Annotated in this window: 25 protein-coding genes; 10 read left to right on the forward strand and 15 right to left on the reverse strand. The window is 65.8% G+C overall.

What is annotated here, in order from left to right:
* Window positions 1-2: 2 nt before the first annotated feature.
* The 5 genes from dmpG to surE are packed head-to-tail and all read left to right on the forward strand — an operon-like array spanning window position 3 to window position 5503.
* Window positions 3-1016, forward strand: coding sequence for a 4-hydroxy-2-oxovalerate aldolase (gene dmpG / locus ACZ899_RS02680; protein ID WP_232857477.1), 1014 nt, complete (start codon window positions 3-5; stop codon window positions 1014-1016).
* Window positions 1017-1031: 15 nt separating this feature from the next.
* Window positions 1032-1910, forward strand: coding sequence for an acetaldehyde dehydrogenase (acetylating) (locus ACZ899_RS02685; RefSeq protein WP_232857475.1), 879 nt, complete (start codon window positions 1032-1034; stop codon window positions 1908-1910).
* A gap of 23 nt (window positions 1911-1933) precedes the next feature.
* Window positions 1934-3121 carry a pyridoxal phosphate-dependent aminotransferase gene (locus ACZ899_RS02690; RefSeq protein WP_234562862.1) on the forward strand — a complete coding sequence of 396 codons (1188 nt, stop codon included), beginning with the start codon at window positions 1934-1936 and terminating at the stop codon, window positions 3119-3121.
* 54 nt (window positions 3122-3175) lie between these two features.
* The gene (locus ACZ899_RS02695) at window positions 3176-4693 is read left to right on the forward strand and encodes an FAD/NAD(P)-binding protein (RefSeq protein ID WP_234562861.1); all 1518 of its coding nucleotides are present in this window, start codon (window positions 3176-3178) and stop codon (window positions 4691-4693) included.
* Window positions 4694-4741: 48 nt separating this feature from the next.
* Entirely contained in the window at window positions 4742-5503 is a 762-nt protein-coding gene (gene surE / locus ACZ899_RS02700; RefSeq protein ID WP_203652177.1) for a 5'/3'-nucleotidase SurE, read from the forward strand.
* A gap of 28 nt (window positions 5504-5531) precedes the next feature.
* Here the strand turns inward: surE and ACZ899_RS02705 are convergent, their stop codons facing one another.
* Together ACZ899_RS02705 and ACZ899_RS02710 are read right to left on the reverse strand one after the other, a co-directional pair.
* Window positions 5532-5933 (reverse strand): DUF4440 domain-containing protein, encoded by a 402-nt coding sequence (locus ACZ899_RS02705; RefSeq protein ID WP_232857468.1) that lies wholly within the window; start codon window positions 5931-5933, stop codon window positions 5532-5534.
* Window positions 5926-6096, reverse strand: a complete 171-nt coding sequence (locus ACZ899_RS02710; RefSeq protein ID WP_234562860.1) for a hypothetical protein — start codon at window positions 6094-6096, stop codon at window positions 5926-5928. Before ACZ899_RS02710 ends, ACZ899_RS02705 begins: the two co-directional genes overlap by 8 nt.
* 7 nt (window positions 6097-6103) lie before the next feature.
* On the opposite strand from ACZ899_RS02710, the gene ACZ899_RS02715 reads away from it, so the two are divergent.
* Complete coding sequence (locus ACZ899_RS02715) at window positions 6104-6418, forward strand: LysR substrate-binding domain-containing protein (RefSeq protein WP_234562859.1); 315 nt, start codon at window positions 6104-6106, stop codon at window positions 6416-6418.
* Here ACZ899_RS02715 and ACZ899_RS02720 read toward each other — a convergent pair.
* Together ACZ899_RS02720 and ACZ899_RS02725 are read right to left on the reverse strand one after the other, a co-directional pair.
* Window positions 6415-7035: a TetR/AcrR family transcriptional regulator gene (locus ACZ899_RS02720; RefSeq protein ID WP_203652183.1), complete on the reverse strand. Its 621-nt coding sequence runs from the start codon at window positions 7033-7035 to the stop codon at window positions 6415-6417. The genes ACZ899_RS02715 and ACZ899_RS02720 overlap by 4 nt on opposite strands.
* Window positions 7036-7224: 189 nt before the next feature.
* Window positions 7225-7833, reverse strand: coding sequence for a TetR/AcrR family transcriptional regulator (locus tag ACZ899_RS02725; protein WP_234562858.1), 609 nt, complete (start codon window positions 7831-7833; stop codon window positions 7225-7227).
* A gap of 108 nt (window positions 7834-7941) precedes the next feature.
* Here ACZ899_RS02725 and ACZ899_RS02730 point away from each other — a divergent pair, with 108 nt between their 5' ends.
* Together ACZ899_RS02730 and ACZ899_RS02735 are read left to right on the forward strand one after the other, a co-directional pair.
* Window positions 7942-9012: a sugar phosphate isomerase/epimerase family protein gene (locus ACZ899_RS02730; RefSeq protein ID WP_234562857.1), complete on the forward strand. Its 1071-nt coding sequence runs from the start codon at window positions 7942-7944 to the stop codon at window positions 9010-9012.
* The gene (locus ACZ899_RS02735) at window positions 9009-9893 is read left to right on the forward strand and encodes an alpha/beta fold hydrolase (protein ID WP_234562856.1); all 885 of its coding nucleotides are present in this window, start codon (window positions 9009-9011) and stop codon (window positions 9891-9893) included. Before ACZ899_RS02730 ends, ACZ899_RS02735 begins: the two co-directional genes overlap by 4 nt.
* Here ACZ899_RS02735 and ACZ899_RS02740 read toward each other — a convergent pair.
* The 6 genes from ACZ899_RS02740 to nhaB all read right to left on the reverse strand — a co-directional run bounded on the left by ACZ899_RS02740 (window position 9883) and on the right by nhaB (window position 16046).
* The gene (locus ACZ899_RS02740; protein ID WP_234562855.1) at window positions 9883-10125 is read right to left on the reverse strand and encodes a hypothetical protein; all 243 of its coding nucleotides are present in this window, start codon (window positions 10123-10125) and stop codon (window positions 9883-9885) included. The two genes, ACZ899_RS02735 and ACZ899_RS02740, sit on opposite strands and share 11 nt — an antisense overlap.
* Before the next feature lie 205 nt (window positions 10126-10330).
* Complete coding sequence (locus tag ACZ899_RS02745) at window positions 10331-12451, reverse strand: TonB-dependent receptor (protein ID WP_234562854.1); 2121 nt, start codon at window positions 12449-12451, stop codon at window positions 10331-10333.
* A 138-nt stretch (window positions 12452-12589) separates the two neighbouring features.
* The gene (locus ACZ899_RS02750; protein WP_186715123.1) at window positions 12590-13291 is read right to left on the reverse strand and encodes a YoaK family protein; all 702 of its coding nucleotides are present in this window, start codon (window positions 13289-13291) and stop codon (window positions 12590-12592) included.
* A gap of 32 nt (window positions 13292-13323) precedes the next feature.
* Window positions 13324-13593, reverse strand: coding sequence for a GNAT family N-acetyltransferase (locus ACZ899_RS02755; protein ID WP_485628009.1), 270 nt, complete (start codon window positions 13591-13593; stop codon window positions 13324-13326).
* Entirely contained in the window at window positions 13584-14198 is a 615-nt protein-coding gene (locus tag ACZ899_RS02760; RefSeq protein WP_234562852.1) for a dihydrofolate reductase family protein, read from the reverse strand. Before ACZ899_RS02760 ends, ACZ899_RS02755 begins: the two co-directional genes overlap by 10 nt.
* Before the next feature lie 345 nt (window positions 14199-14543).
* Entirely contained in the window at window positions 14544-16046 is a 1503-nt protein-coding gene (gene nhaB, locus ACZ899_RS02765) for a sodium/proton antiporter NhaB (protein ID WP_234562851.1), read from the reverse strand.
* Window positions 16047-16197: 151 nt separating this feature from the next.
* On the opposite strand from nhaB, the gene ACZ899_RS02770 reads away from it, so the two are divergent.
* Together ACZ899_RS02770 and nudC are read left to right on the forward strand one after the other, a co-directional pair.
* On the forward strand, window positions 16198-17010 hold the full coding sequence (locus ACZ899_RS02770) for a crotonase/enoyl-CoA hydratase family protein (RefSeq protein WP_028692407.1): 813 nt from the start codon (window positions 16198-16200) through the stop codon (window positions 17008-17010).
* A gap of 36 nt (window positions 17011-17046) precedes the next feature.
* Entirely contained in the window at window positions 17047-17877 is an 831-nt protein-coding gene (gene nudC / locus ACZ899_RS02775) for an NAD(+) diphosphatase (protein ID WP_234562850.1), read from the forward strand.
* Window positions 17878-18743: 866 nt separating this feature from the next.
* Here the strand turns inward: nudC and ACZ899_RS02780 are convergent.
* The 5 genes from ACZ899_RS02780 to ACZ899_RS02800 all read right to left on the reverse strand — a co-directional run bounded on the left by ACZ899_RS02780 (window position 18744) and on the right by ACZ899_RS02800 (window position 24993).
* Window positions 18744-19517: a TSUP family transporter gene (locus ACZ899_RS02780; RefSeq protein WP_203652198.1), complete on the reverse strand. Its 774-nt coding sequence runs from the start codon at window positions 19515-19517 to the stop codon at window positions 18744-18746.
* A 167-nt stretch (window positions 19518-19684) separates the two neighbouring features.
* Entirely contained in the window at window positions 19685-21037 is a 1353-nt protein-coding gene (locus ACZ899_RS02785) for a glutamine synthetase family protein (protein WP_232855657.1), read from the reverse strand.
* Between the two features lie 10 nt (window positions 21038-21047).
* A complete protein-coding gene (locus ACZ899_RS02790; protein ID WP_232855656.1) occupies window positions 21048-21608 on the reverse strand; it encodes a helix-turn-helix domain-containing protein in 561 nt (186 codons plus the stop codon).
* Window positions 21601-22890, reverse strand: a complete 1290-nt coding sequence (locus ACZ899_RS02795; protein WP_234560768.1) for an NAD(P)/FAD-dependent oxidoreductase — start codon at window positions 22888-22890, stop codon at window positions 21601-21603. The genes ACZ899_RS02790 and ACZ899_RS02795 overlap by 8 nt, the downstream gene beginning before the upstream one ends.
* A 156-nt stretch (window positions 22891-23046) precedes the next feature.
* Window positions 23047-24993, reverse strand: coding sequence for a DNA topoisomerase III (locus ACZ899_RS02800; RefSeq protein WP_234560767.1), 1947 nt, complete (start codon window positions 24991-24993; stop codon window positions 23047-23049).
* Window positions 24994-25217 lie beyond the last annotated feature (224 nt).

The raw sequence follows: 25217 nt of genomic DNA on the forward strand, positions 1-25217 counted from the left end.
CGATGACCGCTGCAATCGCCATTCATGATCCGACCCTGCGCGACGGCAACCATGCCGTTTCCCATTCGTTGAGCCTGGAGGATATCGCCGCCTATTGCCGTGCCGTCGACGGCTGCGGCCTGAGCGTGGTCGAGGTGGGCCACGGCAACGGCCTGGGGGCATCGTCCCTGCAGCTGGGCCTGGCCCGCCATGCCGACACCGAGATGCTCGAGACGGCGCGTGCCAACCTCAGTCGCACGCGCCTGGGCATCCACATGATTCCCGGCTTCGCCAGGCTCGACGATATCGATACCGCCTTGCGGATCGGTGTCGAGGTGTTGCGCATCGCCTCCCATTGCACCGAGGCGAGCGTGACCGAAAGCTATATCGAGCATGCCCGCGGCAACGGCGCCTATGTGCATGGCGTATTGATGATGTGCCACATGGCCAGCCCCGAGCGCTTGCTCGAGGAGGCGATGAAGCAACAGGGCTATGGTGCCAACGCCATTGTGCTGATGGACTCGGCGGGCCACCTCGATCCGGACAGCACCCGTGAGCGTATTGCCTTGCTCAGCAGCGAACTGTCGATTCCGCTGGGCTTCCATGGCCACAACAACCTGGGCCTGGCCATCGCCAACTCGCTGGCCGCGGTCCAGGCCGGGGCGACCATCGTCGACGGCTGCATGCGCGGCTTCGGCGCTGGCGCCGGCAACACCCAGCTGGAGACCTTGTGCGCGGTGCTGGAGCGCTACCGCTTCGCCACCGGCGTGGACATCTTCGCCCTGTGCCGCGCCATCGAGCAGCTGGAGAGCATCGCCCCGGTCAGCACGCCAACGGTCGTCAAGACCGCCAACCTGATCAGTGGCCTGTACGGCGTGTGCAGCGGTTTCGAGAAGCATGTCGCGCGCGCCGCCAGCGAGTTCGGCGTCGAACCACGGCGAATCTACGAAGCCCTGGCCCAGTGCAATGCGGTGGCCGGCCAGGAAGACCTGATCATCTCGGTGGCCAGCCGCCTTTCCCAACCTTCTGTTGCCTGACCCTGGAGTGCGTTCATGTCCCTGAAAACCGCCATTATCGGCAGCGGCAACATCGGTTGCGACATCCTGTGCAAGGTCCTGGCCCACCCGGACCTGGACTGCACGCTGGTTGCCGGACGTTCCCCGCATTCCGCGGGCCTTGCCTTCGCCCGGGAGCGCGGGGTCGCCACCACCGCCGATGGCATCGACGGTCTGTTCGCCCGGATCGGCGAGTTCGACCTGGTGTTCGACGCCACCTCGGCCGCCGACCATGAGCGCCACGCGCCACGCCTGATCGAGGCCGGCAAGGTGATCATCAACCTCACCCCGGCGGCCCTGGGCCAACTGTGCGTGCCTTCGCTCAACGGCCTGGAACTGACCGGGGCGAGCAACGTCAACATGATCACCTGTGGGGGACAGGCCTCAATCCCGCTGGCCGCCGCCATCGCCCGGGCCAACCCGGGGGTGCGCTACATCGAGGTGGTGTCGTCGATCAGCGCCGAAAGCGCAGGCCCCGCCACCCGCCGCAACCTGAGCAACTACATCACCACCACCGAACAGGCGTTGCGGCGCTTCACCGGCTGCGCTCAGGTCAAGGCGATCCTCAATATCAACCCGGCCAAGCCCAATGTCTACATGCAGACGGCGGTCTCGGCACTGATCGCCCAGGCCGACCTGGCCGCCACCCGTCGCGAGGTGGAGCGGGCCGTGGCGCTGGTGCGCGAGGCCGTGCCGGGCTACGAGGTGATCGTCGACCTGCATTACAGCGAAGGTCGCCTGTTCACCATGGTGCGGGTCGAGGGGGCGGGGGACTACCTCGATCCGAGTGCCGGCAATCTCGACATCATCACCGCGACGGCCACCCACATGGCCGCGCTCATGGCGCGTGGCCGCATGGCCGTGCGCGCCGCCTGAAACGGACTTCTGGAGAATCCTGCATGCCTACGCTTTCAGCAGACCTGGAATTCGCGCGATTCTGTCCGATCCTCGGGGTGGCGCAGAAGGTCAGGGAGGCGCCGCAGCCGGTCATCGACCTGGGTGTCGGCGTGCCCGGCTTCCTGCCGGCGCCCCATATCGTCGAGGCGGCAGTGCGCGCGGCCCACGAGGACACCGGCGGCTATGGCGCCAGCCGTGGCGACCCGGCATTGCTCAAGGCCTACCTGGGTTACCTGCGGCGTCTTGGCCACATGCATTTCGACGAACGGAACCTGGTCGCCGGCCTCGGCGCCAAGCACCTGCTGTTCAGCGTGCTGCGGGCGATCATCCGCCCGGGCGACAAGCTGCTGGTGTCGACCCCGTGCTGGCCGACCTACTTCGATATCGCCGATCTGGTCGGGGCGGGCGTCGTCGATGTGCGCTGCACCGCGCAGAGCGGCTACAAGATGTCCCCCCAGGCCCTGGAACAGGCGCTCGACGAACAGGTGCGGGTGGTGCTGCTCAATTCCCCCGGCAACCCTACGGGCGCCGTGTACTCGGTCGAGGAGCTCCAGGGGCTGGCGCAAGTGTTGCGCAAGCATGACGTCTGGATCATTTGCGATGACGTCTACCAGCGCTTCGTCTACGACATGGACCGCTGTCCCGACCTGCTGACGGTGGCGCCGGATCTCGCCGGGCGCATCATCAAGATCGACAGCGTCTCCAAACTCTATGGCATGCCGGGGTGGCGGGTCGGCTTGCTGGCGGCGGACCGGCGGATCGCCGACGCGGTCACCACGCTCAACTCCAACTCGATCTCCAACCTGCCGGCCCCCGCGGCGGCGGCGGCAACGGCGGCACTCGACGGTGACCAGGCGTTCTCCATCGCCGCCCGGCAGCGTCTGGCCGGGCAGCGCCAGGCCTTGCTCGAGGTGCTGCGCGGTACACCGTTGCTGCGCTTTTGCGAGCCGGCCGGGGCGTTCTACCTGTTCCTCGATATCGGCCAGGCGCTGGGCCGGTCGTTCCGCGGGCAGGTGATCAGTGATGACGAGTCGTTCTGCGATGTGCTGCTCAGGGACTTCGGCGTTGCCCTGATTCCCGGCAGTTTCTTCGGCGCGGCGGGGCATGCCCGGCTGTCGTATTCCGGCGAAGCCGGCAAGGTCCTGGCCGGTGCCGAGCGCATCAAGGCCTTCCTGGGCGAGCTCGCCTGAGGCTGGAACGCAATCCGTGGACAGGGAAGCATTACTGGAGAGGGACGCACGTTGATGAAAAACACCTTTGCAATCGTCGGCTGCGGCGCGACGGCCATCGCCTTCCTGCAACGCCATCTGGACCGCGTGGCCGCCGGCAGCGCGCCGGCCGGCGTCATCCACCTGTTCGAGAAGCGGGATGATTTCGGGCGCGGCGCGGCCTACGAGGCCGACCTGGAGAGCAACCTGCTCAACACCAGGACCGGCCTCATTACGCCATACCCGCATCTGCCCGGGCATTTCCTGCAGTGGTTGCAGCAGAGCCCGCAGGCCTGGCGCCGCGCGTACCCCGATTTTCGTCCCGAGGCGGACGGTTTCGCGCCTCGGGCCCTGTTCGGCATCTACCTGCAGCATCAGCTCAAGCAGATCGTGCTGCGCGGCGCGACCCTGGGTTGCCAGTTGGTGCAATTGCACGCGGAGGTCTGCGCCATCGACCTGATCGATGGCGTGGAAACCCTGCGCACCCGCTGCGGCCTCAGCCTGCCGACCGGCAAGGTCGTGCTGTGTTGCGGACCGTTGGGCAAGAAGCCGGAGCCGTCCGGCGACCCGCGGGTGCTGGATACGCCGTATCCGGTTTCCCGCCTGCTGCGCGTGGTGGCGCCCCACGAGCGGGTGGCGGTGGTCGGCGCACGGCTGAGCGCCATCGACACCGTCATAGCCCTGATCGAGCGGGGGCATAGAGGCCCCATCCGCATGCATTCGCGCAGTGGCTACTTTCCCGTGGTGCGGGGTACCCAGGAGCCGGTCACGCTGCGCTACCTCACCCGCGAAGGCCTCCATGCGCTGGTGGCGCAGAACGGCCGCCTGCAGATCAGCGACCTGGTCGGCCTGTTCCGCAAGGAGCTGGCCTTCCAGGACCCGGTCAAGGCCAGCGCGGTGATCCCCATGCCCGCGCCACCGGCCGACATCGCCGGTTTCATCGAGGCTGAACTCGAGCATGCCCGCTCACCGCGGACCTGGCAGGCGATCCTCTATGCCACCAATGGGTTCGTCGAGGACATCTGGCAAGCACTGGACGATGCCGCGCAGGCGCGTTTCCTGCGCGAGTACTTCAGCTTCTTCATGGCCTATCGGGTTTCCATCCCGGCGCAGAATGCGCGCAAGATCCTCAGCTACCTGCGCAGTGGCCAACTGGAGTTCGTCGCCGGGCCATTCACCGCGCCGCAGCAGGGCGGCGACGGGGTGGTCCTGCAGGGCAGCGGCTGGCGCCATGTCTACGACCGGCTGATCCATGCCATCGGCTCTCCGCGCGACGCCGACCTGCTCGACTCGCCGTTGCTCGCCACGCTGCTGGAAAACGGCACGGTCACCCGCCACCCGCAGGGGGGGATCTGCATCGATCCGACGAGCTATCGCGTGCAGGGGCGGGCCGGCAGCAACCGGCAGATTCATGCGGTGGGCGAGCTGACGGTTGGCCAGTTCTTCTTCACCTCCGCGTTGGACATCAATGGTCGCCACGCCGCCAGCTGCGCCGATGGGCTCGACTGGAAGCAGGGCGTGCACACGATCGGGCGTGTGGAGGAGCATGTCTGAGCTATCGTTGCCGGGGCACCTTTGACCGGCAACTTCACAGGATGAACCATGACCTATCGATTCGAACGCATTCTGTTGACCAACGACGATGGCATCGACGCGCCCGGCCTGGCCGTGCTGGAACAGGTGGCGGCCAGGCTGGCCAGGGAGGTGTGGGTGGTGGCGCCGCACCGCGACCAGAGCGGCACTTCCCATTCGCTGAGCCTGCACGCCCCGCTGCGGGTGAGCAGCCATGGCGAGCGGCGCTTCGCCGTCACCGGCACGCCGGGTGACTGTGTGGCGCTGGCGCTGGGGCATCTGCTCAAGGATGCCAGGCCCGACCTTGTGTTATCCGGTATCAACCGTGGGGCGAACCTGGGCACTGAAACCGTATTCTCCGGAACGGTCGGCGCGGCGATGACCGGGCTGCTGCTGGGGGTACGTTCGATCGCCTTGAGCCAGGCCTATGGCGACCGCGACGCAGTGCCCTGGGACATCGGCCTGAACCTGGCGCCCGAGGTGATTCTCGGTGTGCTGGACATGCCATGGCCGGCCGATGCCTGCCTCAACGTCAACTTCCCTGATTGTGCCCTGGAGGCTGTCCGGCCGTTGAAGGTGACGCGCCAGGGTGTCGGGCCGTTGAACAGTGTCTCGGTGCGTACCGAGGTCGACCCGCGACACTTCGAGTACCACTGGTTGCAGCTGAACAATCACCGCACCGAGGATGAGCCCGGCAGCGAAATGGCGGAACTGGCACGAGGTCACGTGACGGTGACGCCGTTGCAGTTCGAGCGCACCCATGGCGCTGTAGAACAAGCCATGTCTGATTGATTGGCCGGGGCTGCAGACGCGCAGTCGCCTAGGCAATCGCGGTTTCATGCAGGCAGCGCCACACCACCCCGCGGTCGCCGCATTCGAGCAAAGCCAGCGACCAGCGCGCCTGCGCCATGCCCTGCGAACGGTGGGTTTCCTTGTAGCGCACCGCCACATTCAACCCGGCCTGCCACACCACTTGCACATCGCTGACGGTGATCTGCAGGCCTGGCCTGGTCCCGGCGGCCCCCTTGAACAGCTGCTCGACCTGCTGGCGAGTGACCTGCGTGCCTGTCGTGGCAACCATGCTGAAATCATCGGCGAACACCGCCATCAGCCCACCGAGCACCGACTGGGATTCGGCCACCGGGCGAGTGAAGACCATCTGGATCAGTTCGTGGACGTGATGAATGCTGCGTTCGGCGCGGGCAATCGCGTGTTCAGGCATGGGCGTGGTTCTCCTTGGGTAGTGTGTTCAGTGATAGCAGTGGCGCCAACCCCAGCAGCGCGGCCAGGGTAAAGGTCAGGTGATAGGCTGCGGACGCGTCCAGGCCCACCCGCAACAGGTTGAAGATCATCAGCAGCAAGGCGGCCCCAACGCTGAAAGCCATTTGCCGATTGAGGTTCCACAGCACGCTGGCCTGCTGCATCCGCTCGCCGCTGAAGTCGAGCAGCGCGAGCGTGGTGGGCAGGGCGGCCTACCAGTCCAATGCGTCCCACGCCATCCGCGCGATGGCCTGCGCCGCGCTGGGAGTGGCGGTGCTGCCTGCCTGGCTGGTCGAGGAGGATCTGGTCGCCGGCAAGTTGCGGCGGGTGTTGCCGGACTACAGTCTGCCGGCGCAGCCGATCAGCGTGGTCTACCCCAACGGCAACCATGTGCCGCACAAGACCCGGGTGTTCATCGACTTCCTGTGTGAGCACCTGGGGCGCTAAGGCTCCAGGCCGATACCGCGCAGGATGACGCCGGTGACGGTCTGCACCGCTTGCTCGAACGCCAGGTCGGACAGCGGCTCGCCGCCATTGAGCAGGTTGACCTGGTAACCGAAGTCGGCGTAGTGCTGGGTCGCGGCCCAGATCATGTACAGCAGCGCCGACGGCTCCACTGGCAGGATGCGCCGGTCCGCGACCCAACTGCGGATCTTCGCCTCCTTGAGCTGCGCCCAGGGCACCAGGATGTCGTCCAGGCTGGCGCCGAGCAGCGGGGCGCCATGGAGCATCTCCTCGGCCCAGATCTTCGAGCCCAACGGCCTTGAGCGCGAGTGTCCCATCTTGGCGCGGATGTAGCTGGTCAACACCACCCGCGGGTCGTCGAAGTGCTCGAAGCACAGGGCGTCCTGCTTCCATACATCCAGCAGGTCCTGCAGCACGGCGCGGTACAGCTCGTCCTTGGTGCTGAAGTAGTAGTGCAGATTGGAGCGCGGCAGTTGCGCCAGCTCGGCGATATCGCCCATGGAAGTGGCGCCGTAGCCCTTGTCGGCGAACACCTGCTCGGCGGCTTGCAGGATCTTCTCGACATTGCGCCGGCGGATCTCGATCTTGTGGTTGGCCATGGGCTGTCCGTGGTGACCTGAACAGGGCAAGGCTAACAGCTTTGCCGTGCCCGAGGTAAACGGCCTCACGCGATCCCTGTAGGAGCGGCCTTGTGTCGCGAAAGGGCCGCAACGCGGCCCCGGCAATTTCGGTTGCGAAGCTGAAATCCTGGGGCCGCTACGCAGCCCTTTCGCGACACAAGGCCGCTCCTACAGGGAGACGTGTGAACCCTGGCTGGTCGGCAGCAGGGTCAAGGCCTGGCGGCTTGCCTCGCGTAGATCGTGCGCAGGCACGCCGTCGCGGGCCTGCACGGAAATGCCGTGGAGGAAGGTGGCATAGAGGTGGCCGAGTGCCTCGACCTGCGTGTCGGCCGGCAGTTGCCCTTGTTCACGGGCCAGACGCAGGCGCTCGACGATCGACTCGGTGCGTTGCCGGCGGTGCCCGGACAACCACTGCTGGACGGCCAGGTTGTCCGGCGCCACGCCGCTGGCGGCGCTGACCACCAGGCAGCCCCTGGGCTCGTCGGCGCGGGTGTAGGTGCTGATGGCGTCCTCGAACATCCGCGCCAGGGCCTGGTGGATGTCCGGCAGGGCCAGGGCGCGGTCGGCGAAGCCGCCCTCGGCTGACTCGTACAAAGCCACGGCCTCCTCGAACAGTTGCTGCTTGCTGCCGAAGGCCGCGTAGATGCGTGCGGAGGCGATGCCCAGCGCGGACACCAGGGCCAACATCGAGGTGCCTTCGTAGCCATGTTCCCAGAACAGCCGCATCGCCTTGCGCAGCGCCTGTTGCTTGTCGAATTCCCGAGGTCGCCCTGCCATCGCTCGCCTGCCTGAATACGCAAAACGCGCATTCTAGCCAATTTGCGATTGACGGGCAGCGTCGTTCGATCCTATTGTTTGTCGATCAACAAACAATAGGATGACATCATGCGAACACTCAAGGGACCGAGCCTGCACCTCGCGCAGTTCAGCAGTGACAAACCGCCGTTCGACAGCCTGGACAGCATTGCCGACTGGGCCGCGGGGCTTGGCTTCAAGGGCTTGCAGGTGCCGGCCTGGGATGCCCGGCTGTTCGATCTGGAACTGGCCGCGCAGAGCACGGGCTATTGCGATGAGATCAAGGGCCGGCTGGCCGAGCGCGGCTTGCAGGTCAGCGAGCTGACCACCCACCTGATCGGCCAACTGGTCGCCGTGCACCCGGCCTACGACCCGATGTGCGACGCCTTTGCCCCGGCCGCGTTGGCCGGGCACCCAGCGGAACGCACCGCCTGGGCGATCGAGCAGATGAAACTGGCGGCGCGGGCCAGCCGCAACCTGGGCCTGGACGACATGGGCACGTTCTCCGGCGCGCTGGCCTGGCCCTACCTGTTCCCGTTCCCGCAGCGCCCCCAGGGCCTGGTCGAGGCCGCTTTCGAGGAGCTGGCGCGGCGCTGGCGGCCGATCCTCGACTGCTGCGACGAGCAGGGCGTCAACCTGTGCTTCGAGATCCACCCGGCCGAGGACCTGCACGACGGCACCAGCTTCGAGCGTTTCCATGCCCTGGTGGGCGAACACCCGCGCTGCCGCATCCTCTTCGACCCCAGCCATTTCGTCCTGCAGCAGCTCGACTACCTGGCCTACCTGGACCTCTACCACCCGTTGATCCGCATGTTTCACGTCAAGGACGCCGAGTTCAATCCGAGCGGTCGGCAGGGCGTGTACGGCGGCTACAGCGATTGGACCGAACGTGCCGGGCGCTTCCGCTCGCTGGGCGATGGCCAGGTGGATTTCAAGGCGATTTTCTCCAAGTTGGCGCAATACGACTTCGACGGCTGGGCAACCCTGGAGTGGGAATGCTGCCTGAAGAACCAGGAGGACGGCGCCCGTGAAGGCGTCGAATTCATCAACCGCCATATCATCCAGGTCACCGACCAGGTGTTCGACGACTTTGCTGGCGCGCCGATCGACGCCCGGCAGGTCCAGCGCATGCTGGGTATCGACAAGGAGGTACGGGTATGAGCCTGTCCGTCGAGTCCTTGGGCGATGCCTTCGAGCATGTCTATGTGCAGGTACAGGGCCAGCGTCTGCACTGTGTCGTGGCCGGTGCGGGCGAGCCGGTGCTGTTGCTGCCGGGCTGGCCGCAGACCTGGTACGCCTGGCGCCATGTCCTGCCGATCCTGGCCGCGCGCGGCTTTCGCGCCATCGCCATCGATCCGCCGGGCCTGGGGGATTCGGATCGTCCCGAGCAGGGCTACGACACCGGCAACGTCGCCCGCGTGCTGCACGCCGCCATGACCCGACTGGGGCATGAGCGCTACCACCTGGTCGGCCACGACGTGGGGATGTGGGTGGCCTATGCCATGGCCAGCGACCTGCCGCAGGCGGTCCGTTCGTTGACGGTGGCCGAGGCGGTGATTCCCGGGCTCGCCGAGGCGCCGCCGATTTTCGTGGCGCCGCAGGAGAACATCTTCCTCTGGCATTTTCTGTTCAACCAGGTGCGCGATTTGCCGGAATTCCTGATCGCCGGACGGGAGGAGGGTTACCTCAACTTCATGTTCGATCGCTGGGCGGTGCGCCGGCACGCGGTGGCGGCGGATGTGTACATCCGTGCCTACGCGTCACCGGGCGGAATGCGGGCGGGCTTCGCCTATTACCGGGCGATACCCGAGACCATCCGGCAGAACCTCGAACGCGCCAGGACGCCGCTGCCCATGCCGGTGCTGGCGATCGGTGCCGAGCATGCCACGGGCGATGCGCCGCTGCTGACGATGCAGGGGCACGCCGACTCGGTGCGCGGCGTGATCCTGCCGGGTTGTGGGCACTTCGTCATGGAGGAAGCGCCGGTGTCGTTCAATGAGCACCTGCTGGCGTTCCTGGAGGAGGTCGAGGTCAACCGCTGATCGCGGTCTTGGCCCTGGCGGCGTCGGTCACCACCTGCGGGCGGCCGGCGCGCGACACAGCCAATTTGCGCTGCTCGTACTCCTCCAGGCTCAGGCCCTGACGCTGCAACGCTTCGAGTTGCAGCTGGCGGGCTTCCTCGGCGGTATAGGGGCGCAGCTCGGGATGACTGGCACAGCCGCTCAGCACGGCGATAGCCAGGGCGGCGAGGAGGAGGCGGGCGGTGGTGTTCATCGGGGCGGTTCCGTGAGCCTGGGATTCGAGGGTGTCGAATCGATGAGCTCAGGTTATTGGCCACGTCGATGCTTTGGAAATTGCTGCGCTCGATAGTGACTATCGAAGCACACGCATACCCTGTAGGAGCGGGCTTGACCCGCGATGAGGCCAACCCAGTAAAGGCTGGTGTTCGCAGAACAAACCCGTTCCTACAGTCGGCAGGTCAGAACCGGTAATTGACACTGGCCTCAAGGGTTCGTGGCGCACCCGGGGTAATCAGGTCCACTGAACCATGGGCAGAGGCGTAGTAGTCGCGGTCGAAGGCGTTCTTCAGGCGCAATGCCGCATCCCAGTGCTGCACGCTGTACAACAACGCGGCATCGAAGGTGGTGTAGCCGGGCATCACCACGTTGTTGTCCAGCGCGGTGTAGCGCTCGTCGACGTAGTTGGCGCCGGCGGCCACGCGCCATTCGGGGGTGAGGGTGCGCACCAGCCAGACGTTGGCGCTGTTGCGTGGTGTCAGGGTGGGCACCTGGCCTTCGTTGGCGACGCCGTTGGTCTTGCTGTTGGACTTGGTGATCTCGGCATCCAGATAGGCGTAGCCGGCATAGATCTGCCACTTGTCGCTCAACTGGCCGCTGAGGGTGGCCTCGAAGCCGTCGGTGCGTTGTTCACCGGCCAGGATGGTGAGGTTGGGATTGCTCGGGTCGGCGGTCTTCATGTTGGTGCGTTCGAGGCGGAACACCGCAGCGGTCAGCGAAAGGCGACTGTCGAGCAGGTCCCACTTGGCGCCCATCTCGTAGTTGGTGGTCTCCTCTGGTTCCAGGCCGGCATTGGTCGGCGATACCGCGAACACCTCGCCCGAAGGCTGGTAGCTGCGGCTGACCGACACGTAGTAGGACTGCACCTGGTCAGGCTGGTAGACCAGGCCTGCGCGTGGGCTCCAGGTCTTGTCGGTGCGGTCGAGGTCGACGTTCTGCACCCGGGCGTCGTTGTACTCCTGGCCGAAGATGTCGTAGCGCACGCCCAGCAGCGCCTTCCACTGCGAGGTCAGTTCGATCAGGTCCTGCACGTAGAAGCCGCTGGTCTGCTGGTAGTTGGTACCTTCGGAGGACAGGTTGGCGGCGTGTTCCGGCACTGCCACCAGGGCGTCGCGGTACACCGGCACGCGGGCGACGTTGTTCTGGCTGTAGACACGCTGGTATTTGTCCTGGAAACCCACCTCCACGCCATACAGCAGGTTGTGCTGCATGCCGGCCAGTTGCGCCTGCTGCTTGAGCTCGGTCTGGTTGAACACCCCGGACTCGTCGCGGGCCACGTTGCCGCGATTGAGCTTGACCAGCAGTTCACCGTCGGGCGCGGTGACGAAGCGTGTCGGGCTGCTGTCGGCCAGGGTGTTGTTGCGGTCCAGGTCGTAGCGGTAGTAGCGGCTGGTGTTGGTCAGGGTGAGCGCGTCGTTGATGCGGTAGTCCAGGCTGGCGGTAAACGAGAACACTTCGCTGCGTGCATAGTCCTGGGACGCGTTGCCCGAACCGAAACGCTTGTCGCGGCTGACGTCTACCGGACGGTTGCCCAGCGCGGGGATGCCGAAGTCGATCAGGCGCTTGTCGTACAGGTAGGTGGCGCCGAGGTTCAGTTCCAGGTCGTCGGACAGCTTGAAGTAGGCCGACGGCGCAATGGCCTTGCGGTCGATGTAACCGTCGTCGCGGAAAGTGTCGCTGTCTTCGAAGGCGCCGGTGACACGATATGCCTGATTGCCCTGCGGGTCGGCCCTGCCGCTGTCGAACTGGGTGCGGCGCTTGCCTTCGCTGTCGAAGCTCACGCCGACTTCCTGCTTCGGTGCGAAGCCAGGCTTCTTGCTGATGCTGTTGATCAGGCCTCCCGATGAACCACGGCCATAGAGCACGGCGGCCGGCCCCTTGATGACCTCGACCCGCTCGATGTTGGAGAGGTCTCGGAAGTACAGGGCGTCGTCGCGCACACCGTCGATGTACATGTCGCCAATGGCGCTGAAACCGCGGATGGTCACCTGGTCGCGCTGGCCATCGCCGTTGGACAGGCCAACTCCGGGCACGTTTTTGAGTACGTCTTCCATGGATTGGGCGCCCTGGTCCTTGATCACGCTCTCGGGCACCACGTTGACGGTCTGCGGGATGTCGCGCAGCGGGGCGTCGATCTTCAACGCACTCTTGCTCTCACTGGCCTTGTAGCTCTGCTGCTCGTAGGCGCTGGTCACCGAGGTCGCCGGCAGGGCGAGCGGATCCTTATTTTCAGCATGAAGGGCAGGGGTGACCAGCAGGCCCAGCATCGACAGGGACACTGGGGCAACGGACTTCTTGGCCATCGAATGCGACTCATTTGTTGTTGTGAGGTCGCGAATGGTAATGGTTCGCAAATGTAAAGCAAGTGTAAAGGATACATATTCAGAAAAATATTTTCTGTTGTCGTATGCATCTATATGGATGTCGGGTTGGCGATGCGTTCAGCGCGGCATGTAACCCAGTTGCCAGGCACGTGGAATGAACACCGTCACCAGCGCCAGCAGGCAGGCCAAACCGCAACTGGCCGTCAACGCCTGCAAGCCAAGCCGTTGCTGCAGCCAGGCGCCGAGCGCGGCACCCAGCAACATGCCGCTCCAGGGTACCAGTTGCACTCGCCAGCCATCGCGCCGCTCACCCAGCAGCCAACGTCCCAGGCCACGGCCGAAGCGCGACAGCGCGCCGGTGACGTAGGTCAGGCCGATCGGCAGGCCGTTCACTTGTTCGACCACAGCATTGAGCATGCCCATGGCCAGGGTGGCCGCGATCAGCGCGGGGAAGGTGATCGACGCCGGCCAGGCTGCGGCGAAGGCCAGCAGGGTGGCGACGATCAGCAGCAAGGGCGCGGCGCGCCGGCGCAGGCGCCGGGCCAGCAGGACGCCCAGGGTGTTGCCCAGCACGAAACCGAGGATCGCCAGGGCTAGACGCAGGATCAGCGCCAGGTCCGCCTGGCTGATGGCCACCGCCAGGCGCGTGGTGTTGCCGCTCATGAACGAGACGAAGTCGCCCAGCGCCAGCAGGCCGATGGCATCGGTCATGCCGGCCAGCACCGACAGTCCGGCCACCAGCCCCAGGCCGACCCGTCCGCGCAAGGCCTGCAGGCGAACGCGGCGGGCACTGTGCTGGGAGGAGGCGGTGGGCAGCATGGGACGGGTCTCCGGGGCAGGGGGCTCTGATCTTATACCCGGGCCATGGCCTTGCGCATGGGGATGCAGGACAGTTCGAGGCCAAAGGGCGACTGGTAGGTCGATAACGCGTCGCCGACGTAGCCGCAGTTGCGATAGAACGCGGCGGCGTTGAGGGTGGCATCCAGATGGACCGTTTCCAGGCCCTCGGCCCGGGCGATGCCTTCGAGGTGTTCGAGCATCCTGCGGGCGATGCCCCGGCCCTGCTCGGCTACGGCATCATGGCTTCGCCCGCCTGCTCGACTGACCGGGTTCAGAACGATCCCGTCTGCACCTCGCCGCTACGCACGTAATGCGCCAGCAGTACCCCATTGGGCGTGCTGCTCGATTCCACCAGCTTGAAGGCTGCGGCCTGTGCATCGTCACCGAACAGGCGCTTGCCGCGTCCCAGCAGCAAGGGATGGATCAACAGGCGCAGCTCGTCCACCAGCCCGGCCGCCAGCAGCTGGCGTACCAGTTCACCGCTGCCCTGGGTCAGCAGCGCCGGGCCGGTCTGTTGCTTGAGCGTGCGTACTGCCCCCGTCACATCGGCGCCCAACGGGTGGCTGTTTTGCCAGTCGATGGATTCGGGGCGGTGGGTGGCGACATGCTTGGCCACGCCATTGAACAGGTCGGCCAATGGACGATCCGGCGCATCGGGCCCGACTTCTGGCCAGAACCCGGCGAAGATGTCATAGGTGCGCCGCCCCAGCAGCAGTTCGAACGGTTGGCTGAACAAGGTCTGCATGGCCTGGCCGAAGGCCTCGTCCGCCAATGGCGGGATCCAGCCGCCATGGGTGAAGCCGCCGCTGGTGTCCTCCTGCGGACCGCCAGGGGCCTGCATGACGCCATCGAGGGTGATGAAGGCGGCGACGATGAGCTTGCGCATGGGATGAGTCTCCTCGGGTGGGTGTGCTGGATAGTCGAACGGGGTTGGCGAGAATCGACAGCAGTGCTGAACGATAGTCAGGGTTCGACGGGTAGGTGCACGGGAGGAGAGAAAGCAGGGGCGGGATATGCGTTCGTCTGTAGGAGATCTCCCAGCCCTTTGGGGCTGCGCTGTCGCGCAGGGAACTGAGTTCGCGGGTAGCCCGCGCGCCCTGTGGGAGCGGGTTCACCCGCGAACACCGGCGCAACCGGTGCCAGGCACGGTGTTGGATTCTTCGCGGCTAAAGCCGCTCCCACAGGGTCCTGCTAAATCAATGAGTTATGTTCAGTTCCATAGGAGCGGCTACTACAGCCAGTAGGTCACCGCCCACCAGCCCAGGCCACCCATGACCACGGTGTAGGGCAAGGCCATCCACACCATGCGTCCATAGGACAGCCGCACCAGCGGCGCGATCGCCGAGGTCAGCAGGAACAGGAACGCCGCCTGGCCATTGGGCGTGGCTACGCTGGGCAGGTTGGTGCCGGTGTTGATCGCCACCGCCAGGGTCTCGAAGTGCTCGCGGCTCATCGCGCCATTGACGAACGCCTGCTTGACCTCGGTGATGTAGATGGTGGCGACGAACACGTTGTCGCTGATCGCCGACAGCAGGCCGTTGGCCAGGTACAGCATGCCCGGCTGCTGCTCGCTGGGCAGGGCCAGCACCCAGGCGATCAGCGGGCTGAACAGCTGCTGCTGGTGGATCACCGCGACCACGGCGAAGAACACCACCAGCAGCGCGGTGAACGGCATGGCGTCCTGGAACGCGCGGCCCAGGCGGTGCTCGTCGGTGATGCCGGTGAAGGCGGTGATCAGCACGATGACCATCAGGCCGATCAGGCCGACCTCGGCAATGTGCAGGCCCAGGCAGACGATCAGGATCAATGCGGCCAGGCCTTGCACCACCAGGGCGACGCGCTGGGCCGGGGTACGCGCGGCGTCGTCCTCGGCGGCGTAGGCGGCCAGCACCTGGCGCACGCGTTCGGGCATCAGCGTGCCGTAGCCGAACAGGCGCAGCTTCTCCAGCAGCACACAGGTCACCAGGCCCGCCGCCAGCACCGGCATCGACACCGGCGCGACCTTGAGGAAGAAGTCGGCGAAGTGCCAACCCATCTCATGACCGATCAGCAGGTTCTGCGGCTCGCCCACCAGGGTGCACACGCCGCCCAGCGCCGTGCCCACCGCACCATGCATCAGCAGGCTGCGCAGGAAGGCGCGGAATTGGTCGAGGTCGTCACGGTGCAGTTGTTCGACCTGGTGATCGCTGTCCAGCGCCGACTCCTCCCGTGGGTTGGTGCCCGAGGCGACCCGGTGGTAGACGGCATAGAAGCCCACCGCAGCGCTGATGATCACCGCGGTCACGGTCAGAGCGTCGAGGAACGCCGAGAGAAACGCCGAGAGCACGCAGAACAGCAGGCTAAGTATCGCCTTGGAGCGCACCCCCAGCAGGATCCGCGAGAATAGATACAGCAGCAGCTCCTTCATGAGGTGAATGCCGGCGACCATGAACATCAGCAGCAGGATCACCGGGAAGTTGTGCTGCAGCTCTTCGTACAGGGCCTCGGGCGTGGTCATGCGCAGCAGCAGCGCCTCGACCAGCAGCAGGCCGCCGGGCATCAGCGGGTAGCACTTGAGCGCCATCCCCAAGGTGAAGATGAACTGGATCACCAGCACCCAGCCGGTGACCACCGGGCCAAGGGTCGCCAGCAGCAACGGGTTGAGGACCAGGAACAGGCAGATGACGGCCTTGTACCAACGCGGCGACTGGCCCAGGAAGCCGTGGGCGAGGGCGCCGGTCAGGGAACGGGACATGAATTTGTATCCTTTTGATTCAGCAGTGGCGCAAGGTGCCGCATCGCGCCTCGGGGTGCAAGTCATCCAGTCCGGCTTTTGGCACATGTGCAGCCTTGCGGGTGCGCTAAGATCCGGCGTTGTGAATCCTTTTCCCACAGGAGTGCCGCTCGTGACCGAATACACCGCGTTCAAGGTCGAACTGACCGACAACATCGCCCACGTGCAGATCAATCGCCCGGACAAGATCAACGCGATGAACGCCGCCTTCTGGGAAGAGCTGGTCGAGATCTTCCAGTGGATCGACGACACCGACGCGGTGCGCGTGGTGGTCATCAGTGGCGCCGGCAAGCACTTCTCTTCCGGCATCGACCTGACGATGCTGGCCACCCTGGCGCAGCAACTGGGCAAGGATGTCGGACGCAACGCCCGGGTGATGCGCCGCACCATCCTGCGCCTGCAAGGCTCGTTCAACGCCGTGGACAACTGCCGCAAGCCAGTGCTGGCGGCGATCCAGGGCTACTGCATCGGCGGCGCCATCGATATGGTCTCGGCCTGCGACATGCGCTACTGCGCCGCTGACGCGCAGTTCTCGATCAAGGAGATCGACATGGGCATGGCCGCCGATGTCGGCACCCTGCAACGTTTGCCGCGTATCATTGGCGACGGCATCATGCGCGAGCTGGCCTACACCGGCCGCCGGGTCGATGCCCAGGAGGCGCTGCGCATCGGCCTGGTCAACCGCGTCTATGATGACCAGGCGGCACTGCTCGACGGGGTCTTTGCCATCGCCCGCGAGATTGCCGCAAAATCGCCGATCGCCGTGGCCGGCACCAAGGAGATGATCAGCTACATGCGCGACCATCGCATCGACGATGGCCTGGAGTACATCGCCACCTGGAACGCGGCCATGCTGCAGTCCGAGGACCTGCGCGTGGCCATGGCCGCGCACATGAGCAAACAGCAACCGACGTTCGCCGACTGACTGGACAGTGGCGGGCGCCATCAAGGGACCCGAACCATGTCAGCACGCTGGACAACCGCAGTACTCGACCCGCAGATCACCGGGGGGCTGGCCGTCGCCCGCAGCCCGGAGGGGTTCCTGGTGGACGCCAACGGCGCGCTGTTTCCCCGCGACTGGCTCAAGCGCCAGGACCTTGATGTGCTGTGCGAGCATGGTATCGGCCATTTTGATGGCCAGCCGGTGTTCCTGCTGGAGCTGCGTGGTGCCGGTGAAGTGCCGGGGTGTCACTGGCAGGGGCTGCGCCGGTTCATGCTTGAGGGCGACTTCGACACCTACAAGGTACTCGGGTACGCCGCGCAAATCGGTACCTGGGCTCGCGAGCACCGTTTCTGCGGCAGTTGCGGGCAGGCCATGACGCAGATTCGCTGGGAGCGGGCGATGTACTGCCAGCCGTGCGACTTGCGCAGCTATCCGCGGATTTCTCCGAGCATGATCGTGCTGATTACTCGCGGTGATGAGGTGCTTTTGGCCCGTTCGCCGCGCTTTGTCACCGGGGTCTACAGCACCCTGGCGGGTTTCGCCGAGCCTGGGGAGTCGGCCGAGGATTGCCTGGTGCGCGAGGTGCGTGAAGAGGTGGCGGTCGAGGTCAGGAACATCCAGTACGTTGGCAGCCAGTGCTGGCCGTTTCCGCATTCGATGATGCTGGGGTTTCATGCCGAGTACGCTGGGGGGGAGATTGTCATGCAGGCGGATGAGATCGAGGATGCGCGGTGGTTCAATGTGCATGAGTTGCCGCCTTTGCCGGCGGGGCGGTCGATTGCTCGGTATCTGATTGATTTGTATGTTACTCGGCGGTTGGGGTTGTCTGAGCCGGTTTTGCCTGTCTGAGTTGGTTTTAGTTGGGTTGGTTGGTTGGTTGGTTTTGGAAGTTGTATGCGCATTCATTTGTGATGTTGACGCTTATTCACCTTTCCGCCCTTACGGCGGGTTACTTTGGTCTTAACTCGCCGTCCGCGGCCAAAGTAACCAAAGCCGCCTCGCTCCATTCATCCGGCCCTACGCTTCGCTCCGGGTTCCCTCACTCCGGCCTTGCTCCCGGGAGGACCGCGCTGCAGGGCCCATCCTGGGCCCCAGCGCTTGACGGGCATCCATGCCCGTCACCTCCCCTCCGCAAGTCCTGCGTTCGGCCTCCTGAAGTCGCGAAGTTACGGGCGGCGCCTGGACTGGCGCAGCTGTCGCTAGTGGGAGCTTAATTAATCTCTCGATCACATCGCGGGGCAAGCCCGCTCCCACGCAATAGTCGCCGCTATATATAACCCTGTAGGAGCGGGCTTGCCCCGCGAAAGGGCCGGAACAGCCAATACATAACTAATGGTAAAACAACTAACTTCGCGCCTCTTGCTCTTGCTCTTGCTCTTGCTTCTAAGCGCGCGATAGTCCAGGCAACACCAATTGCGACTTCAGGAGGCCGAGCGGAGTTCTTGCGAAGGGAGGTGACGGCCATGGATGGCCGTCAAGCGCTGCGCCCCAGGATGGGGCGTTCAGCGCGGTCCTCCCGGGAGCAAGAACGGAGCGAGGGGACCCCGGAGCGCAGCGTAGGGGCCGGATGAACGGAGCGGAACGGTTTTGCCTACTTTTCCCAAGAGAAAAGTAGGCCGCCGTAAAGGCGGAAAGGTGACTAAATGTCGATATCTTCTACGAATGTGCTTAAAAAAATCAAAACGCTCACCAGAGTCCAAGCCCAAGCCCGACCCCTACCCAAACCAATGCTGCCAAGCCAACCGCACAGTCAACGCCAACACCACGGCAATAAACACCGGCCGAATAAACTTGCTCCCCCCGCTGATCGCCGTACGCGCCCCAAAGAACGCCCCGACCATCACCGACACCCCCATGCACAGCCCAACGATGTAATCCACCTGCCCGGAAATGATGAACACCGTAAGCGCCGCGATATTGCTGACAAAGTTCATGCTGCGCGCCACGCCACTGGCGCGAACCAGGTCGATCGGGTAGAGCAGCAATGTGCTAACGGTCCAGAAGGCACCGGTGCCCGGCCCGGCGACGCCGTCATAGAAGCCCAGGGTGAAACCTTGCGGGAACTGCCACTTCTTCCTGATCGGCGCCTCGGCGTCCAGAGGCGCCTTGGGCGTACCACCGAACAGCAGGTAGACGCCACAGGCGAAGACGATCACCGGCAACATCTTGTTCAGCCATTCGGCGGGCATGTAGTGGGCCACCACCGCGCCGATCAGCGCGCCCACCAAGGTGCCGACGATCGCCAGGCGCCACTGCGCCGGATGGAACAGCTTGCGCCGATAATAGGTGATGCTGGCGGTGGCGGCGCCGAAGGTCGAGCTGAGCTTGTTGGTGCCCAGCACCAGGTGCGGCGGCATGCCGGCGGTGAGCAGCGCGGGAGTGGTCAGCAGGCCACCGCCGCCGGCAATGGCGTCGATGAAGCCAGCGACGAAGGCGACCAGGGCGAGGATCAGCAGGGTGAGCGGTTCTACGGTGAGTTCGAAGGGCATGGAGTTTGGCTGGCGAGGGGGTGGGTGCGGCAAAAGGCCGCGCTAGAGGGGGCACATGGTAATCCCGGACGGTAGGGGTTGCCAGTGCCGGCCTCATCGCGGGGCAAGCCCGCTCCCACGCCAGTTCGGGATCGTTGCGTGGGAGCGGGCTTGCCCCGCGATGGATGTCACAGGAACCAGCGATATTCCCGCGCACTGACCTCCTGCAGGAACGCCAGATGGTCCTGGCGCTTGTTCTCGCAATAGACCATCACGAATTCCGCACCCAACCCTTCGTTGACGGCCGGATGCCCGCGCATCGCCGCCACCGCGCCGAGCATGTCCTTGGGAAAGTCGATCCCGCTGCCACGATCCTCGTTCAGCGGTGCAATCGGCTCCTGCGCGGTGTCCAGCCCATGCTCCATCCCGCAGAGGATCGCCGCCAGTACCAGATACGGATTGGCATCCGCCCCGGCCAGCCGGTGCTCGATCCGCAGGTTGCGCGGATCCGACTCTGGAATGCGGATGCACGCGTCGCGGTCCTCGAAGCCCCAGCTCGCACGGCTGGCGGCATTGACCATGGCGCCGTAGCGGCGAAACGCGTTGTGGTTGGCGGCGAACACCGGCATGCAGTGCGGCAGCAGCGCCAGGCAGCCGGCCACGGCGTGGCGCAGCGGGCGCTGGGCGTCGGCGGCGAGCAGGTTGTTGCCGGCCGGGTCGTAGAGGCTGACATGCACATGCATGCCGCTGCCCGGCGCGTGCAGGTAGGGTTTGCTCATGAACGAGGCACGCAGCCCATGCTTGAGCGCCACGCCACGGGTGCTGCGGCAGAACAGCGCCGCCCAGTCGGCGGCGCGCAGGCCGTCGTCGCAGTGGCCGAAATTGATCTCGAACTGGCCAGGGCCCAGCTCGGCGGTGATGACATTGGCGTCCACTCCCTGGGCGTTGGCGGTCTCGACCATTTCGCGCAGCACATCGGAAAAGCGTGACAGGCGCTCGATATGCATGTTCGGCTGGTCGTCGGCATCGCCACTGGCCGGGTCGCGGGGGAACTGCGGCAGGCCCTCTTTCAGCGCCCGGTCGAACAGGTAGAACTCCAGTTCGAACGCCACCACCGGGCGGATGCCCCGGCGCTCCAGGCGTTGCAGGACACGGGCCAGCACCTCGCGGGGCTCGAATTCGATAGGCGCCGCGGTACCGTCCGAGGTGATCAACATCTGCCCCAGCGGCTCACGCTCCCAGCTCACCGGTTTCAGCGTACCGGGTACCAGGCGGCGCGGGGCGTCCGGGTCGCCGTCGTTGAAGCAGTAGTCGCCGATGGGGAACAGCCCACCCTGCACGCCGAGCAGCACGCAGTTCTGCGGCAGCTTGAGCGGGCTGCCCGCGGCCACCTTCTCCAGCATGTCGATGGGGTAGCGCTTACCGTAGAAGTGCCCGGGGATGTCCAGGCTGATCAGGTCGACGTAGCGCACCTGCGGGTGTCGGGCGCGGAAGGCGCGTACTTCGCTGAGCAGATCGGGGAAGCCTGTTGTACTTGTCATTGGCATGCTCTCAACGGAAGACCCAGAGAACCCGGGTCGTTCGGGCGGTCAGGTTGGCGTAGCGGAACTGGCTGTGGGGCGGCAGCTGGAAGCTGTCGTTGGGGTGCAGGGTAATAGCGTCATCCTGGCCTTCGAGCCACAGGGTCAGCTCGCCCTCGAGGACGAAGCCACCCTGTTCCGAGCTGTCGTCCAGATGCCCTTCGCCGCTGCTGGCGCCGGGCGCCAGGTGGCTTTCGAGCATGGCGAAGCGGCCGGTGAGGGTCGGCGAGACCAGCACGTCGGTGACCCCGGCGGCGTAGTACAGGGTACGCCGCTCGCCGGGGCGGGTGACCCAGTCGAGCGCCCGGGGCGGCACGGCCTGGTAGAAGTAGGTGGTGGGAACCTGCAGCGCCTCGCTGATGGCGGTGAGGTCGGCCACCGTGGGACGCGACAGGCCGCGCTCGACCTGCGAGAGAAAGCCCAGCGAGCGCTTGACCCGCCCGGCCAGCTCGTCCAGGGTCAGCCCGCGGTGCTTGCGCAGGTCGCGCACCAGCCGCGCCAGGCCCTGGTTGTCGTCGATCTGCTCAGGCATGGTCGCGCATCCTGTACCAGGCCTTGGCGGCCGCTTCCAGCGGCGCGGCCAGCAGGTCGCCGCCGGGGAAGCGGCCATTTTCGATGCCCTGATAAAGCGCGAGCAGGTCGTCGTCACCCAGAATCGCGTCACTGACGGCGCGTGCGCCGGCCAGGGTCGGCAGCACGCCGTGGCCGGAGAATCCTTGCAGCCAGTAGCGTTGGCCCTGACGGCCGATATCCGGGGTGCGCTGGATGCTGCAGTCGATGTGGCCGCCCCAGGCATGTTCGATGGCCACCCCGCGCAGCTGTGGGAACACCCGCTCCAGATAGGGCCGGGTGGCGCTGGCGACGTCCTTGGGGATGCCGCCCAGGTAGGTGCAGCCGCCGCCGAACAGCAGGCGGTGGTCGGGCGTCAGGCGGAAGTAGTCGGGAACGAACTGGTTGTCGATCACACAGCTGTTGCGCGGCAGCAGCGAGGCGGCGAACTCGGCGTCCAGGGGGGCCGTGGCCACCTGGTAGGAGCCCACCGGCAGTAGCCGGCGCGAGAGCGTGCGGTCGAGGCGGTCGATATAGGCATTGCAGGCCAGCACCAGTACGCGGCTGCGCACTTCGCCCTGATCGGTGCGTGCAACGAAGCCGTCGGCGTGTTCGTGGTAGTCGAGCACCTGGCTCTGCTCGTAGATCCGCCCGCCGTTCGCCTCGATCACCCCGGCCAGGCCCTGGGCCAGCTTCAACGGGTTGAGGTGGGCGCCATTGGGGTCGTACAGCGCGGCCTGGTAACGGGGGCTGTCGATCCACTCGGGTAGCTCGTCGTGGCCGATCAGGCGCAGGCAGTCGTAGTCGAATTTCTCCTGTGCTTCACGCTGGGCTTCCTCCAGCAGTTTTACCCGGCGCGGCAGCACGGCGGTCCACAGGCTGCCCAGGTGATAGTCGACATCGAAGCCATGACGCTGGGGCAGTTCGCGCAGCTCGCGGGCGGCCCAGCACATGCTGTCCCACAGGCGTCGGCTGCGCTCCAGGCCCAGGGCTCGCTCAAGTGGGGGCATGTCGCACGACCAGCCCAGCAGTGCCTGGCCACCGTTGCGGCCCGAGGCGGCCCAGGCCACCCGGCTGGCTTCCAGCAGGGTCACGTGCTGGCCGGCCAGTGTCAGGCGCAGGGTAGTGTGCAGGCCGCTGAAACCGGCACCGACGATCAGGATGTCGGTGTCATGGGCGCCCTGCAGGGTGGGGCGCAGGGGGATGGTGGCGGGGTAGGTGCGGGCGTAGTAGCTGGCGACGTGCTGGGCGGATTGCTTGAACATGCCGGGGCCTCGTGAAATTTTTTCTGATTATTTTCATGAAAAAATAGCAGAGGATTTTCATAGCGCCAGTAGATGGCGCCATCGCGGGGCAAGCCCGCTCCCACGCGTCGAATACGAACAGGCGTGGGAGCGGGCTTGCCCCGCGATTGGAGCGCGCTAGGTCGCTGCCTTGCGCCGCGGCTGTCGGGGCTTGCCGGCTGCTGTCTTGCCCTTGGCGGCACCCTTGCGCTTCTTCTTCCACGGCGCCGCCGCCTTGCCCGCCGCCGGCCCGCTGATGGTCAGGCGCAGGCCGCTGCAGCGTTGCACCAGCTTGCCCATCCAGGCCGACTGGCGGGTGACGAACTCGTCCAGGCTCATCTCGCCGCTCTGCACCATGTCCAGCGCCTGTTCCCAGATCGCCGTGGTGCCAGGGTCGGCGATGGCCCGAGGCACGGCGTCGATCAGGCTGAAGGCGGCGGGCGTGGCCGACAGGGCCTTGCCGTTCTTGACCAGATAGCCACGGTCGAGCAGGCCCTGGATGATGCTGGCGCGGGTGGCCTCGGTGCCGATGCCGGTGGTTTCCTTGAGCTTCTGTTTCAGCCGAGGGTCGTCCACCAGTTTGGCGACGTTCTTCATTGCCTTGATCAGGTCGCCTTCGGTGAAGGGCTTGGGTGGCTGGGTCCACAGGTCCTTCAGTTGCAGGTCCCGCACTGCGCAGTCCTGGCCTTCGCGCAGCGCTGGCAGCACTTGGGCCGGTGGCGCCTCGCGGCCCTTGGCCGGGGTCAGTGCCTCGGGCAGCGCCCGGCGCCAGCCCGGCTCGACGATCTGCTTGCCCACCGCCCGCAGCGCATGGCCGGCGCAATCGAACTCGGCCTGGGTGCGGTCGTACTCGTGGTTGGGCAGGAACTGCGCCAGGTAGCGGGCGCGGATCAGGGTATACACCGCCTTGTACTTGGGCGGCAGGCGCGCCGGGTCGCTGGCGGCGGCGGTGGGGATGATACCGTGGTGGGCGCTGACCTTCTGGTCGTTCCACGCCCGCGAGCGGCGACCTGGATCCAGGTGCGCCCGCAGCGGCGCGAGGCTGTTGTCGGCCCGTTGCAGGGCGGCGAGGATACCGGCAGCCTCGCCGTGCTGGCTGAGGGGCAGGTAGCCGCTGTCGCTGCGCGGGTAGGTGATGAGCTTGTGGGTCTCGTACAGGGCCTGGGCGATGTCCAGGGTCTCCTGGGCGCCGAGGCCGAGTTTCTTCGAGCACACCTCCTGCAGGGTACCGAGGTCGAAGGGCAGTGGCGCCGCCTCGCGCACGCGTTCGGTGGCGATCTTGCGCACCCGGGCGCTGGCGGCCGCCTGCATGTCGGCGGCGGCCTGCTGGGCCAGCTCCTGCCTCAGGCAGCGGCCCTGGTCGTCGCAGGCGTCTTCCGGCGCGCGCCACTGGGCGTTGAACACGCTGCCGGCGCTTTCCAGCTGCACCTCGATGGCCCAGAAGGGCACCGGCACGAAGTCGGCGATGCTGCGGTCGCGGTCCACCACCAGGCGCAGCGTCGGTGTCTGCACCCGTCCCACCGGCAGCACGCCCTGGTAGCCGGACTGGCGGCCGAGCAGGGTGAACAGGCGGCTCATGTTCATGCCGATCAGCCAGTCGGCGCGTGAGCGGCCAAGGGCCGAATGGTACAGGCTGAAGGTCTCCTGGCCCGGCAGCAGGCGGCCGAGCGCCTTGCGGATCGAGGCATCGTCCAGCGCTGACAACCACAGGCGCTGGATCGGCCCCCGGTAGCGGCAATGCTCGACCAGCTCCCGGGCGATCATCTCGCCCTCGCGGTCGGCGTCGGTGGCGATCACCAGCTCGCGGGCCTCGCCGAGCAGACGCTTGACTGCCTTGTACTGGCTGGCGGTTTTGGGCTTGACCGTCATCTTCCACTTCTCCGGGATGATCGGCAGGTCCTCGAGGGCCCAGCGCTTGTAGCGCTCGTCGTAGCTGTCCGGCGGGGCGGTCTCGAGCAGGTGGCCGATGCACCAGGTCACGCAGACATCGGTTCCTTGCCAGCAGCCGTCGCCACGACGCTGGGCGCCGAGGACCTTGGCGATGTCTTTTGCCTGGGAGGGTTTTTCGCAGAGGAAGAGGCGCATGGCCGAAACGCTTGATCGCGGAAGATGGGCACTAGGATGCGCAAGCCAGGGCGTGCAGGCAAGCTTTATCTGTATGCATGTACAGGTTTTTCGCCCGCATGTTTGGCAGGGTAGCCACCCCTTGGGGTTGGACGAGTCGGCAAATGCGTGCCAGCTTTGCCTTTCGCCCGCCAGTCGTGTCACTGGACGATGTCGCTGGGGTGTCCTTCCTACAATAACAACAG

The organism is Pseudomonas sp. TE31087 (genome assembly GCF_057284075.1).

Bases quoted from the DNA above. Each gene is read 5' to 3' on its own strand.
- ACZ899_RS02750 (WP_186715123.1), bottom strand. From the start codon at position 13,291: ATGCTGCCCACCGCCTCCTCCCAGCACAGTGCCCGCCGCGTTCGCCTG.
- ACZ899_RS02690 (WP_234562862.1), top strand. From the start codon at position 1,934: ATGCCTACGCTTTCAGCAGACCTGGAATTCGCGCGATTCTGTCCGATC.
- ACZ899_RS02740 (WP_234562855.1), bottom strand. From the start codon at position 10,125: ATGAACACCACCGCCCGCCTCCTCCTCGCCGCCCTGGCTATCGCCGTG.
- ACZ899_RS02720 (WP_203652183.1), bottom strand. From the start codon at position 7,035: ATGGCCAACCACAAGATCGAGATCCGCCGGCGCAATGTCGAGAAGATC.
- ACZ899_RS02685 (WP_232857475.1), top strand. From the start codon at position 1,032: ATGTCCCTGAAAACCGCCATTATCGGCAGCGGCAACATCGGTTGCGAC.
- ACZ899_RS02780 (WP_203652198.1), bottom strand. From the start codon at position 19,517: ATGCCCTTCGAACTCACCGTAGAACCGCTCACCCTGCTGATCCTCGCC.
- ACZ899_RS02790 (WP_232855656.1), bottom strand. From the start codon at position 21,608: ATGCCTGAGCAGATCGACGACAACCAGGGCCTGGCGCGGCTGGTGCGC.
- surE (WP_203652177.1), top strand. From the start codon at position 4,742: ATGACCTATCGATTCGAACGCATTCTGTTGACCAACGACGATGGCATC.
- ACZ899_RS02730 (WP_234562857.1), top strand. From the start codon at position 7,942: ATGCGAACACTCAAGGGACCGAGCCTGCACCTCGCGCAGTTCAGCAGT.
- nhaB (WP_234562851.1), bottom strand. From the start codon at position 16,046: ATGTCCCGTTCCCTGACCGGCGCCCTCGCCCACGGCTTCCTGGGCCAG.
- ACZ899_RS02760 (WP_234562852.1), bottom strand. From the start codon at position 14,198: ATGCGCAAGCTCATCGTCGCCGCCTTCATCACCCTCGATGGCGTCATG.
- ACZ899_RS02745 (WP_234562854.1), bottom strand. From the start codon at position 12,451: ATGGCCAAGAAGTCCGTTGCCCCAGTGTCCCTGTCGATGCTGGGCCTG.
- ACZ899_RS02705 (WP_232857468.1), bottom strand. From the start codon at position 5,933: ATGCCTGAACACGCGATTGCCCGCGCCGAACGCAGCATTCATCACGTC.
- ACZ899_RS02710 (WP_234562860.1), bottom strand. From the start codon at position 6,096: ATGGCTTTCAGCGTTGGGGCCGCCTTGCTGCTGATGATCTTCAACCTG.
- ACZ899_RS02795 (WP_234560768.1), bottom strand. From the start codon at position 22,890: ATGTTCAAGCAATCCGCCCAGCACGTCGCCAGCTACTACGCCCGCACC.
- dmpG (WP_232857477.1), top strand. From the start codon at position 3: ATGACCGCTGCAATCGCCATTCATGATCCGACCCTGCGCGACGGCAAC.
- ACZ899_RS02785 (WP_232855657.1), bottom strand. From the start codon at position 21,037: ATGACAAGTACAACAGGCTTCCCCGATCTGCTCAGCGAAGTACGCGCC.
- ACZ899_RS02725 (WP_234562858.1), bottom strand. From the start codon at position 7,833: ATGGCAGGGCGACCTCGGGAATTCGACAAGCAACAGGCGCTGCGCAAG.
- ACZ899_RS02735 (WP_234562856.1), top strand. From the start codon at position 9,009: ATGAGCCTGTCCGTCGAGTCCTTGGGCGATGCCTTCGAGCATGTCTAT.
- ACZ899_RS02800 (WP_234560767.1), bottom strand. From the start codon at position 24,993: ATGCGCCTCTTCCTCTGCGAAAAACCCTCCCAGGCAAAAGACATCGCC.
- ACZ899_RS02695 (WP_234562861.1), top strand. From the start codon at position 3,176: ATGAAAAACACCTTTGCAATCGTCGGCTGCGGCGCGACGGCCATCGCC.
- nudC (WP_234562850.1), top strand. From the start codon at position 17,047: ATGTCAGCACGCTGGACAACCGCAGTACTCGACCCGCAGATCACCGGG.